At 38.8% G+C, this 15,587-nt stretch carries 11 protein-coding genes, 2 pseudogenes and 2 riboswitches; of the genes and pseudogenes, 9 read left to right on the top strand and 4 right to left on the bottom strand.

Annotated features, from left to right (window positions below; genetic code table 11):
- Nucleotides 1–31: 31 nt before the first annotated feature.
- The gene (locus BMMGA3_RS08950; RefSeq protein ID WP_004434538.1) at nucleotides 32–2,320 is read right to left on the bottom strand and encodes a ribonucleoside-diphosphate reductase subunit alpha; all 2,289 of its coding nucleotides are present in this window, start codon (nucleotides 2,318–2,320) and stop codon (nucleotides 32–34) included.
- 140 nt (nucleotides 2,321–2,460) lie between these two features.
- A riboswitch (cobalamin riboswitch) is annotated at nucleotides 2,461–2,655 on the bottom strand.
- A 287-nt stretch (nucleotides 2,656–2,942) separates the two neighbouring features.
- Entirely contained in the window at nucleotides 2,943–3,269 is a 327-nt protein-coding gene (locus BMMGA3_RS08945; protein WP_034669352.1) for a YnfA family protein, read from the bottom strand.
- 225 nt (nucleotides 3,270–3,494) lie between these two features.
- Between BMMGA3_RS08945 and BMMGA3_RS08940 the strand changes: the two genes are divergently transcribed.
- Nucleotides 3,495–3,863, top strand: coding sequence for a P-II family nitrogen regulator (locus tag BMMGA3_RS08940; protein WP_004434535.1), 369 nt, complete (start codon nucleotides 3,495–3,497; stop codon nucleotides 3,861–3,863).
- On the top strand, nucleotides 3,860–5,176 hold the full coding sequence (locus BMMGA3_RS08935) for an ammonium transporter (RefSeq protein WP_004434534.1): 1,317 nt from the start codon (nucleotides 3,860–3,862) through the stop codon (nucleotides 5,174–5,176). The genes BMMGA3_RS08940 and BMMGA3_RS08935 overlap by 4 nt, the downstream gene beginning before the upstream one ends.
- Nucleotides 5,177–5,502: 326 nt before the next feature.
- On the opposite strand, the gene BMMGA3_RS08930 is transcribed toward BMMGA3_RS08935, so the two are convergent.
- Nucleotides 5,503–6,876, bottom strand: coding sequence for an MFS transporter (locus BMMGA3_RS08930; protein WP_237712834.1), 1,374 nt, complete (start codon nucleotides 6,874–6,876; stop codon nucleotides 5,503–5,505).
- A gap of 209 nt (nucleotides 6,877–7,085) precedes the next feature.
- Nucleotides 7,086–7,181: riboswitch (SAM riboswitch) on the bottom strand.
- A gap of 430 nt (nucleotides 7,182–7,611) precedes the next feature.
- On the opposite strand from BMMGA3_RS08930, the pseudogene BMMGA3_RS17355 reads away from it, so the two are divergent.
- The 7 genes and pseudogenes from BMMGA3_RS17355 to BMMGA3_RS08900 form a co-directional block, all read left to right on the top strand.
- A pseudogene (locus BMMGA3_RS17355) lies at nucleotides 7,612–7,822 on the top strand (metal-sensitive transcriptional regulator); the annotation flags it as partial.
- A gap of 35 nt (nucleotides 7,823–7,857) precedes the next feature.
- Nucleotides 7,858–8,079, top strand: coding sequence for a copper chaperone CopZ (gene copZ / locus BMMGA3_RS08925; protein WP_004434521.1), 222 nt, complete (start codon nucleotides 7,858–7,860; stop codon nucleotides 8,077–8,079).
- Between the two features lie 70 nt (nucleotides 8,080–8,149).
- Nucleotides 8,150–10,564: a heavy metal translocating P-type ATPase gene (locus BMMGA3_RS08920; protein ID WP_004434518.1), complete on the top strand. Its 2,415-nt coding sequence runs from the start codon at nucleotides 8,150–8,152 to the stop codon at nucleotides 10,562–10,564.
- A gap of 283 nt (nucleotides 10,565–10,847) precedes the next feature.
- On the top strand, nucleotides 10,848–12,329 hold the full coding sequence (locus BMMGA3_RS08915) for an FTR1 family protein (RefSeq protein WP_004434514.1): 1,482 nt from the start codon (nucleotides 10,848–10,850) through the stop codon (nucleotides 12,327–12,329).
- A gap of 22 nt (nucleotides 12,330–12,351) precedes the next feature.
- Nucleotides 12,352–12,813: a hypothetical protein gene (locus tag BMMGA3_RS16795; RefSeq protein WP_004434511.1), complete on the top strand. Its 462-nt coding sequence runs from the start codon at nucleotides 12,352–12,354 to the stop codon at nucleotides 12,811–12,813.
- Between the two features lie 636 nt (nucleotides 12,814–13,449).
- Entirely contained in the window at nucleotides 13,450–13,794 is a 345-nt protein-coding gene (locus tag BMMGA3_RS08905; RefSeq protein ID WP_004434509.1) for a metal-sensitive transcriptional regulator, read from the top strand.
- A gap of 193 nt (nucleotides 13,795–13,987) precedes the next feature.
- On the top strand, nucleotides 13,988–15,139 hold the full coding sequence (locus BMMGA3_RS08900) for a cation:proton antiporter (protein WP_004434508.1): 1,152 nt from the start codon (nucleotides 13,988–13,990) through the stop codon (nucleotides 15,137–15,139).
- A gap of 118 nt (nucleotides 15,140–15,257) precedes the next feature.
- Here BMMGA3_RS08900 and BMMGA3_RS17350 read toward each other — a convergent pair.
- Nucleotides 15,258–15,459 (bottom strand): annotated as a pseudogene (locus tag BMMGA3_RS17350) (DUF4158 domain-containing protein); the annotation flags it as partial.
- Between the last annotated feature and the right edge of the window lie 128 nt (nucleotides 15,460–15,587).

The following is a 15,587-nucleotide window of genomic DNA, read 5'->3' as shown; positions in this document are numbered from 1 at the left end:
CTTTAAAGCAACAGTGGCCTGTTCCCTCGTTTTAGCTATGGCAGGCTTCGCATTCTTCTATTTCAGCTTGTGATGTGCTCCTTACGTAGTAAGTAGTTTTTAACCCTTGCTTCCATGCTTCGAGATGGAGGTTCAATAAATCTTTTGCTTTAATATCGTGCCGTACATATAAGTTAAAGCTGATCGCTTGGTCAATATGGCGCTGGCGTGCCGCATTTTGTCTAATGCTCCAGCGTTGATCTAATTCATGTCTTGCGCGGCGATAATAATTGTAGGTGACATGATTCAAATCTGGTGCTGTTACTTTAAATTTAAAATTCTTCTTTTCTTCAGCGTATTCTACTGCATATAAGGGATCGATTCCATCTGTTGAACCGCCGATTTTCGCTGTTGATGAGTTAGGTGCAATAGCCATCAGCCAGCCGTTCCGAATTCCATGTTTGGCTACAGCTTCTTTTAATTCGATCCAGCGGCCTGAAACATAGTTTCTTCGTTCAAAATAAAGACCAGTATGCCACTCAGAACCTTTAAATTGGCTATATGCTCCTTTTTCCTTTGCAAGTTCCATGGAAGTAAGGATGGTGTAGTATGCAATATCTTCATAAAGTTTATCAGCGTATCGAACAGCCTCTTCAGACTCCCAATGAATCCCTTCAAGAGCAAGAAGGTGATGCCAGCCAAATGTTCCCAAACCGACTGCTCGATATTTTTTATTTGTTAGTTGTGCTTGACCTACCGATATCGTATTTAAGTCAATGACATTATCCAGCATTCTGACTTGGATACGGATTAGACGCTCCAACACATTTGCTGGAACAGCTTTTGCCAGATTAATAGAGGACAGGTTACAAACAACGAAATCTCCTGGTTTCCGAACGATAACGATATTTCCATCCTTATCTTGATATTCTTTTATGATCGTTGTCGTCGACATATTTTGGGCAATCTCTGTACATAAATTACTGCAAAAGATGGAAGTGCGTCCTTTACTTAATAAATGCTTGTTCGGGTTTTGCCGGTTCACTTCATCACGGTAGAACATAAAAGGTGTTCCTGTTTCCAACTGAGCAATCATAATACGGGCCATTATATCCATTGCGCGATAGGTTTTACGGGGCAGAAGCGGGTGGTTGACAGCTTCTTCGTATTTCTCCGTAAAATATTTTTTGTCTCTTTCATCATAAAAATCTTCAAGTCCGAGGGGATTGCCATGTTCATCTTTCCAACCCATAATTTGTTTGACTTGATGGGGACAGAATGTATGCCATAGCCCGATGCTTCTTCCATTTTCATCTAACTCCTGCAACTTTTCCATAAACAAATCTGGTATTGTCACACCTGTGAAAATATCATGTGCTTTTCGGCGCTCATCTCCATTATTCGTTTTTAAATCAAGAAATCCGTTCATTATGTCTTTATGGAATATGTCAAGATAAACAGCCACGGCCCCTTGCCGCTGCCCCAATTGGTCAACACTAACGGCAGTATCATTAATTAATCGGATCCACGGCACAACCCCGGAAGAATTCCCTTTAAATTTTTTGATATCGGAACCAAGTGCCCGTACTTTTCCGAAATAGATTCCAATTCCGCCTCCGCCTTTACTTAATCTTGCGATATCCCAATTATTCAAATAAATGCCATCGAGAGAATCTTCGACCGTATCAATAAAGCATGATGAAAGTTGGCCGTAGCTTTTACCGGCATTTGATAGTGTAGGTGTAGCTACTGTCATATAAAGATTACTTAATGCCCAATACGCTTCCTTAACAAGGTCTAATCGGATAGACTGGTTTTCGAGTTTCATAATGGTCATGGCAATAATCATGAACCGCTCCTGTGGAAGCTCATAAATATTCCGATCGTGATCTTTTGCCAGATATCGGTCAGCCAGCAAAAAAAGTCCTATATAATTAAATAAATGATCGCGATCAGGATCTATCTCTTTTCCCAACTCATCGATTTCATCTTTCGTATAAAAGGACAGGAGATCACTAGAATAAATCCCTTTTTCGGTTAATACTTTAATGAGCTGATAAAAATCACCATACTTTAAAGAACGGTCATAGCATCGATTGATTGCTGCCTTTTCATATAATTCATTGAGGTATAAACGAGCCGCGACAAACGTCCAATTAGGCTGATCCATCGCAATGTGATTTAAAGCATAAAATAAAGCCTGTTGGTTTGCCTCAGACTCAGTTGCATTTAGTTCTTTTATTCGTTTCGTGATTTCAGTTGCATCGATATCATATTTTTTTGCGGCCTGATTGATAGATTCCAATACGTAATGAAGATCTGAATAGGTTTTTGTACTCAAAATTTTCCCTCCTAAATAAAAAAATCCGCTCAAGGATTTAGAGCGGATGAAACGATAACATCAAAAGGTATGTAGGAAAGAAAAGACCAGTCCTATGCCTTCTGTCGCCACCGTTTCATCTTCTCAATCCCCGAAGAAGTTGAAACATCTTAAAATAAGACAGGTCTCCTGACTTATGCTTCCTCCTACTTTGAGCCCTTCCCATATAAGCACCTACAAAGCTTACTTATACAGTGGTCTGCTCATTTCGTCAGCAATTACAGTTGCGGGGGCAGCTCTGGATTCTCACCAGATTCCCTATTAAGCCTAATGGCATCTTATTTTAAGGCAACACAATATATAGTTGTTGTCGTTTTTGATTATTCAATATATTGATGTTTAGTTCAATACTAAAGTAACTGCTTTATTTTTTCAAGTATTATTTGACAAATTGAATAAGGGTTATGTTTTAAGTAAAATTTAGCAAGTCTTTCGATAACATTATCGATGGACTTACTGAATGTGCGGGTTAAATAACCATGAGACTGACTTCAAACATCCATGGCATATCCGCCACCACGATAGATAAGTCTTCTAGATAAGACACTGTATAAGAAGGAGAGAACGTTATGTTCTCTCTTTTTCATTGTCTAGGGCCCCATAACATGATGGCAGCACCAATTAAACAAATACTGGCGCCAATCCAATCATACAAATCAGGTGTTTTCTTATCGATCCACCATCCCCATAAAACGGAAAGAATTATAAACACACCTCCGTAAGCTGCATAAACTCGTCCAAAAGAAGAAAACGCTTGGAAAGTAGCAATGACGCCATATAGAGCTAGTGTAACTCCACCAAAAATTCCCAAATAAAAAGGCTTTCCTTCTCGTAGCCAAAGCCAAATAAGATAACCCCCTCCAATCTCCGCTAAACCTGCAAAGATAAATAAAATGATTGCGTATAAAATAATGAACACTCCCCATTTTCAGTTATTTAATTCTCTAATGCATATTTTACTAAATTTAAGAGTTCTTCTGTGATTTTTTAACAGCACCATCAATACATCCATTCTCCGAACAATTTTGATAACATTCATAATATTTCCAATTTATTGTGCTATTGACATATTGAATGTATTGTTATATTGTTTATCATATAATGTAAGAAAACCTAACATGAATAGGTGGTTCAAATGAAAAAACTTGAAGCGATTATTAGACCAGAAAGACTCACTGATACGATTAAAGGTTTAAGGAAGATAGGAATTACAGGTTTTACCGTGTCCCAGGTAGTAGGGAGAGGGAAACAGAAAGATACTCAAGGGGTCTATCGCGGAAAAAATTATCAAGTGACTCTTCATCCAAAAGTTAAATTGGAGATTGTCCTTTCTGATTATATGGTAGAGCCTACGATTAAAAAGATATTTGAATCAGCTCAAACCGGAGAAGATGGTGACGGCAAAATTTACGTTTATCCCATTTTAGAAGCTTATAACATTCGAACAGGTAAACCAGACTTTGATATAGATGATTTGCTTAATCAGGAGGGGGGACTTTCATGAAGCTGATGTATTTAAATACAGTTTGGACTGTATTAGCTGCTGCAATGGTGTTGTTTATGGAAGGCGGTTTTAGTTTACTGGAAGCAGGTTTGGTTCGAACCAAAAACGCTGTCAATGTAACAATGAAGATTTTTGTCGATTTAACGGTAGGTGCTTTAGCATTTTGGCTAGTTGGTTTTGGAGTGATGTTTGGGAAAGATGCATTCGGAATAATTGGAACTACTTTATTTGGAAGCCCTGAAAAGATTGCACTTTCTATTAATTTACCAAGTACAGCTTTTGTACTATTTCAAATGGGATTTGCGGTAGCATCTATTTCAATTGTGTCGGGTGCGGTAGCCGAACGTATGAATTTTAAAGCTTATGTATTAACAGCAGCACTTATTTGTATCATCATATATCCACTTTCAGGTCATTGGATTTGGAACAAAGATGGTTGGCTGGCAAAATTAGGCATGAAGGATTTTGCTGGTTCTGCTGCTATACATGCGCTAGGCGGCTTTGCTGCTTTTGCAATGGCAAAACTGTTGGGACCTAGAAAAGGGAGATTTAATTCGGATGGCAGTGCCAATGTATTTGCACCAAGCAACATTCCATTAGCTTCATCCGGTGCGTTCATTTTATGGTTTGGTTGGTTTGCTTTTAATGCAGGAAGTACATTGGATGCTTCCAATACAGCCCTTTCATCGATTGCCATTAATACGATGCTTGCGGGTGCAGCTGGGGGCACCGTTGCTCTTTTCTTGACAATGAAAAAATTCGGAAAAGCAGACCCAAGTATGACAATCAATGGCGTGTTATCCGGCTTGGTTGCGATAACGGCAGGTTGTGCCTATGTCTCTCAATGGAGCGCTATTATCATTGGAGCGATCAGTGGTTTGATTGTAATTTATGCTACTTTATTTGTTGACAATTTAAAAGTTGATGATCCTGTTGGAGCTGTAGCTGTACATGGATTCAACGGTGTATTTGGAACCATTGCGGTCGGGTTGTTTGATAAATCTCAAGGTCTCTTAACGACTGGTGATTTCTCCCTTTTCAAAATACAAGTATTAGGAGCAGTAATTGTAGTTATTTGGGGTTTAATCGGTGGTGCATTTATGGCAAAAGTATGTGAAATGACAGTTGGTTTGCGAGCAAGCGAACGTGAAGAAGAAGAGGGTCTTGATATGTCCTATCACGGGATACCAGCTTATAACGAATTAGAACGGTTCATGGATTTGCCTGTAAGTTTATATAACTTTGAAGAAACAACAGGCATTATTGTTGCCCCTGCTAATAGCAAAGAGAAAGTTAGCAGTAAGGCAGTATGATAGGAAAAAATTTCTGCTATGTAAGATTTAGGAAAAATAAATTATTTTTTGAGAAGCCTGTCGCTAAGGGATCATAGATCTCTATGGGACAGGCTCTCTTTTATCGTTTTTTCCTTTTTTGTTTTTTTGCGGCATATAACTTTAATTTTATTTCCAATTAACCAAAAACGTGTTTCTTCTTGAACTAACTTCCCAAATAACTCAGTGTCCAATGCTCTTTACTTTGTTGTCATTGTTCGGATCATGTGGCCTATATTGGACATCCCTAGGAATGCGTTGGTCAACAGCACAGAAAAACTCCGTCTTCATTTGATATCCTACTGAACTTATGTTAAATAGTCACGGTATGTTTCGCGGGCAAACAAAGTTGAAACAATGCTTAGAACGCCTAGCGCGATAAGATATAGGCAGATCGGCCAGCTTTTACCATCAAATTCTGCTAACAGCCAAGTGGCGATTATTGGCGATAAACCACCTGCTAGAACAGCGCCTACCTGGTAGCCTATTGATGCACCGCTTAGACGTATCTTGGTACCGAACAGTTCGGAATAATACACAGCCTGAGGTCCGTAGACCGCGTCGTGAAAAACGTTCAAACCGATCACAATACCAATTGTAATCAAGAGAACCGAACCCGAGTCCATCAACCAGAAAAAGGGGATCACAAACAGTGTTGAAGCGATCGTGCCAAACAGATACACCGGCTTACGTCCAATCTTGTCGGATAGGTAAGACCAAAGTGGGAGAGTCCCTAAACCTATCACAGAGGAAATCATAACTGCATTTAGTCCAACCGAGCGATCCATATGAAGCGTGTTCACAATATAGCTAAGAATGAATACGGTATAAATATAAAACACTGCGTTCTGTACTAATTTCATACCAATAGTTAAGAACAAAGGCTTTTTCTGTTCACGAAGGACTGTAAGTACAGGTCGTTCCTCCTGTTGCTTTTTTTCCGCTGCTTCCAAGAACACTGGTGATTCACTCACTTTTAAACGTACAAAGAGGCCAACCATGATCAAAATAGCACTGCACAAGAATGGAATCCGCCATCCCCAGGACAAGAAAGCATTGTTCGACATATGATTGTTAACTAACGAGAAAACTAAAGTGGATAATAGTAACCCTGCTGGCACCCCCATTTGTGGGAAACTTCCGTATAGTCCTCGTTTGCCAGGCGGGGCATGTTCCACTGCCAAAACAACAGCCGCTCCCCACTCACCACCTACTGCAAATCCTTGTATCACGCGGAGAAGACTTATTAACAATGGGGCTAACAAACCGATTGAATGATAAGAAGGGAGAAAGCCCATGAGGAATGTTGCTAGTCCCATAAGTAAGAGTGAGATCGTTAGCATTTTCTTACGTCCAAGTTTGTCTCCATAGTGGCCAAATACCATACTCCCGAGCGGACGAGCAATGAACCCTGCTGCATATGAGCCAAAGGCAGCCATTGTGCCATAAATTGGATCGAAATTCGGAAAAAATAAAGCCGGGAAGACCAGAGCAGCGGCCGTGCCGTAAAGGTAGAAATCATACCATTCAATCGTAGTCCCGATGAAACTTGAAATCGCTACTTTGGAATGCTCTTTGATAAGAATTTTGCTTTCCAAAGCTACGTTATCTTGAGCTAATTGATTTTTTGACATTGATACCCTCCTAAATTTTTTTATTAAAACTTTAGCATTACTCCTCATAATAATTGAACTTTTCCGCTACTACCTGGGCATTACGTGCAGGTCTATGGATCAGTTCACGCGATTTTCGTTATAAGGAGCAGTTATGAGTACCTTCATTTCCCAATCCTTCCTTTCCTCCCAACCTATTTAGAGAATAAAAAAAACCTCTTTCCCAGATAAGGAAAGAGGCAAACTATTCATCATTCATGAATCAACGTTTGCTTTCTTTCCTATCTTTCAAGCATTCGCTTGCTGGAATTGGCACAGTATAGTCTGTTGCCGAGGTTTCATTGGGCCAGTCCCTCCGCCTCTCTGGATAGAAAAGTTAAAAAATATTTAATTTTCGAAGTTCTCTAAATTGATATCACTTAGTATAATTATTCCGATAAGAAAAATCAATATATTATTTGCCTTACTTTTCGAATTATTTTTTCATATTAACCAACTAAATCAATAAAGTCATTTTTAAATGTTGTTTTAAATGAATTTCATTGAAGTATCGAAATCCAGTTGTTAAAAAAATTTTTCTTATGTATAAAGTGAAATGAATATGTCCACGATATAGGTAGCGGGTACGTAACGGTTGAGCAAAGATTTACATTATTATAGGCACAGTATGAAAAGAAAAGATCCTTGTTTGTGAGGATCTTTTTTGTTTTCTAACCACTTTTCCAGTGAAAAATGAACAAAAGATGAAATCTCTTTACATACCATACAGGGGTATGATATTTATTAAGTAAAGGAAGGAATCATATGGTATTTGAATTAGAAATGATCCCTTCCAAGAAGAAGAGGGCTGCTGCATGGTTACTAGTGACATGAAAAGCCATCATTCCGAGAAAGTAAAGAAAATCTCATTACCCGCTTAAAACGGATTGAAGGGCAAATTCACGGAATTAAAGGGTTAATTGAGAGAGATACTTATTGTGATGATGTGATTACACAAATTTCAACAACGCTATCCAAAAATTAACTAAGCTGTAAAAGGAGACGACAATCATGGAAAAAGTAACATTACATGTACAAGGCATGTCTTGCGGCCACTGTGTAAAAGCGGTCGAAGGAAGTGTCGGTGAGCTTAAAGGTGTATCAAATGTAAACGTTCATCTTGAAAATGGCACAGTAGATGTTGAATTCAATGCAAATGAAGTGACTCTTGATCAAATTAAGGAAACCATTGATGATCAAGGCTATGAAGTTGTCCAAGTAGTAAACGTGTGAACGTGCTGTATGTGCAGCACGCTCTCTTTTTCATAAATATATACCCTATATAGGTATGAGGTGTTTGGCGATGAGTGAAAAAATTCTAGAAAGCCAATTTCAAATAACCGGTATGACTTGTGCAGCCTGCGCCACCCGAATTGAAAAAGGTTTAAAGAAAATGGAAGGTGTACAGGATGCGAACGTAAATCTGGCACTTGAAAAAGCCACCGTAAAATATAACCCTGCCGTGACGGGGCCGGCGGATATTCAGAAAAAAGTTAGAGATCTTGGCTATGATGTTTTAACGAAAAAAACTGAGTTGATCTTGACCGGGATGACATGTGCTGCTTGTGCCGCGAGGATTGAAAAAGGGCTTGATAAAATGGAGGGAGTTATCAATGCCACCGTTAACCTTGCCCTCGAAAAAGCAGCGGTTGAATATAATCCATCCATTGTTTCACCTAAAGATATGATTCAAAGGGTTGAAAAACTTGGCTATGGTGCAAGTGTGAAAAATGAAGATAATGATAAAGAAGCAGTCGATCATCGTTTGAAAGAAATCAAAACTCAGGAAGGAAAGTTCATATTTTCATTGATATTATCGATCCCTTTACTTTGGGCTATGGCCGGCCATTTTACCTTCACATCTTCTCTTTACGTTCCGGAAGCCTTTATGAATCCATGGGTGCAAATGGCGCTGGCAACACCTGTACAATTTTATATTGGTAAACAGTTTTATATAGGAGCTTACAAGGCGTTGCGAAACAAAAGCGCCAATATGGATGTACTAGTTGCACTCGGTACGTCAGCGGCTTATTTTTACAGTGTCTACTTAGCCATTGAATCGATTGGAAACAATACCCATTCAATAGATCTGTATTTTGAAACAAGCGCCATTTTAATTACGTTAATTATTCTTGGTAAACTGTTCGAAGCAAAAGCGAAAGGCCGGTCTTCAGAAGCAATTAAGAAGCTAATGGGATTGCAAGCCAAAACGGCAACCGTATTGCGCAATGGAGTGGAAAAAGTAATTCCGCTCGAAGAAGTAGTTGTTGGTGATATCATGTTAGTAAAGCCGGGTGAAAAAGTTCCGGTTGACGGTGAAATTTTGGAAGGCCGCTCCGCTATTGACGAATCGATGATCACAGGGGAAAGCGTGCCAGTTGATAAAACGGTCGGCGATACAGTAATCGGAGCTACAATCAATAAAAATGGATTTATTAAAATAAAAGCAACAAAAGTTGGTAAAGATACAGCCCTTTCTCAGATTATTAAAGTTGTGGAAGAAGCTCAAGGCTCTAAAGCACCGATTCAGCGATTAGCAGATTCAATTTCCGGAATTTTTGTACCGATCGTTGTTGGAATCGCAATAATTACGTTTTTTGTCTGGTATTTATGGGCAGCGCCTGGAGATTTTCCCGAAGCTTTAGAAAAATTAATCGCTGTTCTTGTCATAGCTTGCCCTTGTGCTCTTGGACTTGCAACACCGACGTCCATCATGGCGGGCTCAGGCAGGGCAGCTGAATATGGAATTCTTTTTAAAGGCGGAGAACATCTCGAAATGACCCATAGGATTGATACGGTTGTACTAGATAAAACAGGAACGATCACTAACGGTGCACCTGTTTTGACAGATGTGAGAACAGAAATGGACGAAAAGGATTTTTTAATGCTTGTCGGGTCTGCCGAAAAACAGTCTGAACACCCGCTTGCTCAGGCCATCGTAGAAGGAATTAAAGAAAGGAAGATGGCTCTCAAGAATGCTGAAGAGTTCGAGGCAATTCCCGGCTATGGCATAAAAGCAATGGTTGATGGAAAGGAAGTCCTAGTAGGTACTCGACGTTTGATGAATAAGTATAATGTAGAAATTAATCATGTTTTGGATCAAATGGAAGGTCTTGAAAAACAAGGCAAAACAGCCATGCTTGCAGCAATTAATGGATCATTTGCTGGGATTGTTGCGGTAGCAGACACAATAAAGGAAACCTCTGCGGAAGCTGTTAATCGATTGAAAGAGATGGGACTTGAAGTCATTATGATTACAGGCGATAACGAGCAGACTGCCCGGGCAATTGCGAAACAGGCAGGGATAGAACATGTGATTGCAGAAGTACTGCCTGAAGGCAAAGCAGAAGAAGTGAAGAAACTACAGCAAAAGGGCAAAAAAGTTGCGATGGTAGGCGACGGTATCAACGATGCACCTGCACTGGCCACTGCTGATATCGGGATGGCGATCGGTACAGGAACGGATGTAGCCATGGAAGCAGCCGATATTACACTGATCCGGGGTGATCTTAACAGTATTGCTGATGCTATTTTTATGAGCAAGATAACCATTCGCAATATTAAACAAAACCTTTTCTGGGCCTTTGCTTATAATACTCTTGGAATTCCGGTAGCCGCGATTGGTTTCCTTGCACCATGGCTCGCAGGCGCTGCTATGGCATTCAGCTCTGTGTCCGTTGTGCTCAACGCACTCCGACTGCAAAGGGTAAAGTTATAAAAAATAGATATGTGAAGAAAGTATAAGAGGCTGTCTCATAAGGGTCTGACCCACTGGCTTTTGAGACAGCCTCTAATTTTTGATTTAATGTTTTATTTAGCAACTAAGAGTGCATGGTTCGTAGTTTTGCTCATTATCAGCCTCAATAATTTATATATTTATACAAACATTAGAATAAAATTATTCTATTGACAGGATAGCTGTTTTAAATGATAATAATAATCAGTTACATAAATAATGATAATCGTTATCAATTAAATAAAAGGTTTACGGAGCTGATGATATGTGTAGGCAAATTAGATATGCTTCCTTTTTCGTTCTTCTATTGTTGCTAGCAGGAATAAAACCGCTTACTGGGTGGGCTGCAAGTCAGGGAACGGAGAATATGAGTAAAGCGCAGCAATATGTTGATCAATCATTAGAGCTTGCGAAGCAAGGCAATCTATCAGAAGCACAGAAAATCTACCAGAAATTTAATGATACTTGGCTCGAAATTGAGAGTACGGTGAAGTCAGACTCGGGTCAAGCATATAGTGATATTGAGTCAAAAATGGGTCAAGTGCAATATGCTTTCATAAAAAACAAGCAACAAGATGTTGTCAAGGCATTGCAGGGACTTAAAAGTGTCAATGAAAAATTCATTAATGGCAAGTATTCCAAGGGTGAAGGATTTAAGAAGCAAAACATCACGCTCTCCGATTTCATTCTAATGTTACAGAAAACAAAAGAAAAGGTGGAAAATAAAGACCAGCTGTCGTCTCTTTTGAATATGACAAAGGTTCAAGAATCTTGGCTCAGCATCGAAGGGAATGTGGTGGCACAATCGGCCACAGTGTATAACGATGCAGAGCGAGATATGGTCACGGTGAATGCGATGATCTCTGCTGGTAATTACAAGGGGGCTGCCCAGCTGCTCGACAAGATGATCGAGTATTTGACACCGCTTGCCGGCAAATCCAGTTATACCATTTGGGACGCCGCAATGATACCGATTCGTGAAGGATTGGAAGCTCTACTGGTTGTAGGTGCATTATTAGCCTTAGTTAAAAAGTCTAATGAAGCGAAAGGAAAAGCTTGGATTTGGAGTGGTGTTTTAGCTGGTTTAGTTCTGAGTGCTATTTTAGCGTTATTTGTAAAATTCGTTTTCACATCTGGCGCTTTCGGTCAGAATAATTTCCTAATTTCGGGCTGGACGGGTATTGTAGCAGCCGTGATGCTTCTTTACATGAGTTATTGGCTACATAGTAAGTCAAATATTGCCGAGTGGAATCAATATATCCGCAACAAAAGTCAATCAGCGTTGGATACGGGTCGTATGGTCTCCCTTGGTATAATTTCTTTCTTAGCCGTCTTTCGAGAAGGAACAGAGACTGTACTTTTCATTATTGGTATGGTCAATCAGATTAGCTTTCAAAAGTTAATAATTGGTATTTTGGTTGGTTTTGGCATCTTGGCAGTTTTTGCTTACCTCATGCTGGTCATTGGTGTTAAGTTGCCTATGAAACCGTTTTTCCAGGTATCAAGCCTGATTGTCTTCTATCTGTGCTTCAAATTTACCGGACTCGGTATTCATAGCTTTCAGCTCGCAGGGTTTTTACCGTCTACAACATTTCAAAACTTGCCAAGCATCGATTTCTTAGGGTTCTATCCATCCTGGCAGAGTGCCATTCCGCAAATGGCATTGCTCTTGTTTGCTTTGGCGGCTTTGATGTGGAACCGAATCAAAAAACAAAGAAAACAGATTCAGAAAACTATACAAAACTAAAGTATTAGGAGGAATTAATTCTATGAAAATTGTAAACACCATTGCTGCATTTGCTTTAGCTAGTACATTAGCTCTAGCTGGGTGTAGTTCGGCCAACCAATCTGCATCTAGTGATTCAACTACTACGGATAAGGCTACAAATCAATCAAATAATACCCAGTCTTCATCAAAAGAGCAGACTAATGCTACAAATGTGAAAGCCGGGGTTTCAAAGATGCTTACAACGGCGGAAGAGCTAAAACAAGCGATCAATGCTGGCGATGAAGAGAAGGTGAAAGAAACTGGACCAAAATTAGAGGAAATTTGGAAGACTTTTGAGGATGGAGTAAAGCCGAGATACCCAGAGCTTTATGAAAAGCTTGAAAAATCTTTGAATCCAGAGGTAGCAGGATCTCAAGTAAGTCCACTTGATAAACAAACACTTGGAAAATTAAATGATCAATTGATTCAAACATTACATGAGTTAGAAAAAAAAGCAAATTAGAATAGAAAAATTGGGAAACTAAAACTGTTGATAAATTAGAGGCAGTTCAAAATAGGGTTCAGACAATAGCTCTGGACCTTATTTTGTCTGCAGTCAAACATGTTTTTTGCGCTTATGTAATATCGGACAGAATGATTTGCATTGGAACCATTCAGCAACTATTGTTTGAAACGTCCTCTTTCCTTAACAAAACGCTGTATGGATTTAAATTGGTTCACGAATCTTCACACCTCCTCATTTCAACAACTTACCCTTCTTATGTTATTCCGAAATCAAACATATTGAGGAAATTGAAAAAAGTGACAATAGCTAAAATAAGGCTTTAACCAAGCGTCATAACATAAATATATATAACAGAAGAACAGTGTTTAGATTAATATCGGTGTATGATTCATGTAAATGAACAGTCCCCTGCGAAAAACAATTCATTAAAATATGTTATTTTGATTCTTATTTTTTTGGTAAGACGTTAAATAATTAAAGGAGAATTGTGAACATGAATAGAAAATAATTCCACTAGTAAGGTTATAAATACTGAAAATATCCCATTTTGTCGGCCAAAAAAGAAAATCTGTCCCTTTGCATACTGTACAGGGGTATGATAAAGTAAAAGTTAAAGTCAAGGAGGGAATCTGAATGGTTTCTGAATTAGAAAATGATCCCTTACATGATGAGGTCTGCTTAACTGTTACAAGTAATAGAAAAAGCCATCATTCCGATAAAGTGAAGAAAAATCTCATTACCCGCTTAAATCGGATCGAAGGCCAAATTCGCGGAATTAAAGGGTTAATTGAAAGAGATACGTATTGCGACGATGTGATTACACAAATTTCAGCAACGCAATCAGCTTTAAACAGTGTGGCAAAAATTCTTCTGGAGGGCCATTTAAAAAACTGTGTGGTGGAAAGAATTCAAGAAGGTGACATGGAAGTTTTAGATGAAGTCCTTGTAACGATTCAAAAGTTAATGAAAATGAAGTAACTATTAATCAATCAAATGAAAGAAACTTAACCTGTTGTCGTAAATAGTAAAAATATGATATCATATCAAATGTAAAATATCGGGATTTACTGGTGGAGTCTGTCATCAAGGGATAGCTATGTCCTTGATGACAGGCTCTTTTTGCATTTATTAAGAATGAAAAAATCAAATGAAAGAGAGAAGGCGGTATTAAATGTTCTTACTTCAATTAGCGATTATATTATTTGCATCCAAAATTGCAGGGGACATTAGCGTAAGATTAGGGCAGCCTTCCGTTCTTGGCAAACTCCTGATTGGAATTATTTTGGGACCATCTGTTTTAGGATTAGTGGCTAATACAGATACACTAACACAGTTCAGTCAAATTGGTGTAATCTTGCTTATGTTTCTTGCTGGATTAGAAACAGATATAGATGAGTTAAAACGAACGGGAAAAGCTTCCGTATTTGTAGGTGTCAGCGGAATTATTGTTCCTCTTTTTTTAGGATTTTTGTCTGGAATTATGCTAAATTTTACACCTATACAATCCTGGTTTTTGGGGCTATTGCTTTCAGCTACCAGTGTAAGCATCTCTGTTCAAGCTCTTAAAGAAATCAATCAATTAAAATCTCGTGAAGGAGCAACTATTTTAGGAGCAGCCGTTATTGATGATGTATTAGTTATTGTTGCTTTAGCGTTTTTAATGAGTCTTACTGGCGGAGATATCAACATAGGGACGGTTGTCTTAAAGAAGATGCTCTTTTTCGCGGCAGCTATCCTTATTGGATGGAAAGTCGTTCCTAAGTTTTTGAAAAAATTTGCAACGATAAAAGTTACGGAACCTGTCATTTCGTCAGCTTTCATTATCTGTTTTGTTTATGCGTACTTGGCAGAACACACAGGGGTTGCCGCGATGATCGGATCTTATATAGCGGGAGTTGCGATTCGTTTAACGGATTACAAACAGGAAGTGTTCGAAAAAGTGGAGACCATTAGTTATTCTATTTTTGTCCCAGTATTCTTTACATCCATTGGGATTTCTGCTCAATTTAAGGGTATTTTTGAAAATTTTAGGCTGATCGTTCTATTAAGTATCGTAGCGATTCTTACAAAGTTAATCGGTGCATCAATCGGTGCAAAAATATCCGGATTCTCTTGGAATCGTTCGTTCGGGATAGGCGCAGCAATGGTGTCCCGTGGTGAAGTAGCATTAATTATCGCTTCTATTGGTTTAAAAACCAAACTATTAAGTCAAGATATGTTTGCGGTAATTATTATCGTGATACTCGTTACAACCATTGTCACGCCTCCAATGATAAAGTGGATTTTTAATCGAAAAATGCAAACAGGGTGTGGCAACGTATAGTTGTATGTTTTGATCTCTGTTGGAAAAACTGGGCATAACACGGTCTCTTTTAAAATAAGGCTCATATCTTGAACCTAAGCGAGATAACTTTAACAGGTGATTGCGATGCAAATGACTATGTGTATGGCCAACCGGGATACCGAAGAACGGCTAATTGGCGAACCCTAAACGGTTTTCTTCTCTTCTTCGCTTATTTATAATTTCTAAATCTCGTTTGGAAAAAGTGTAGTAGGTTCCTAGCACCCACTTATCTTCAGGAATTGCATAAAGGCCTGTCGCTGTTCCGGTGTAAGTAATTCTCTACCTCTCGCAATTTTCATAAAGTATCATATCATTTCTGCAGTTATTCAGTTAATTAGTTCAATTATATATCAATAGAGTGTACTCTATTGATACAAGTGTAGTAGACTGATAAAATCATAGTTTAGAGTGGCTCATAAGAATTGTC

Source organism: Bacillus methanolicus MGA3, assembly GCF_000724485.1.
Lineage (GTDB): Bacteria > Bacillota > Bacilli > Bacillales > Cytobacillaceae > Bacillus_Z > Bacillus_Z methanolicus_A.
The sequence above is the reverse complement of the archived record's forward strand: the minus strand, read 5'-3'. Positions and strand labels throughout refer to the sequence as shown.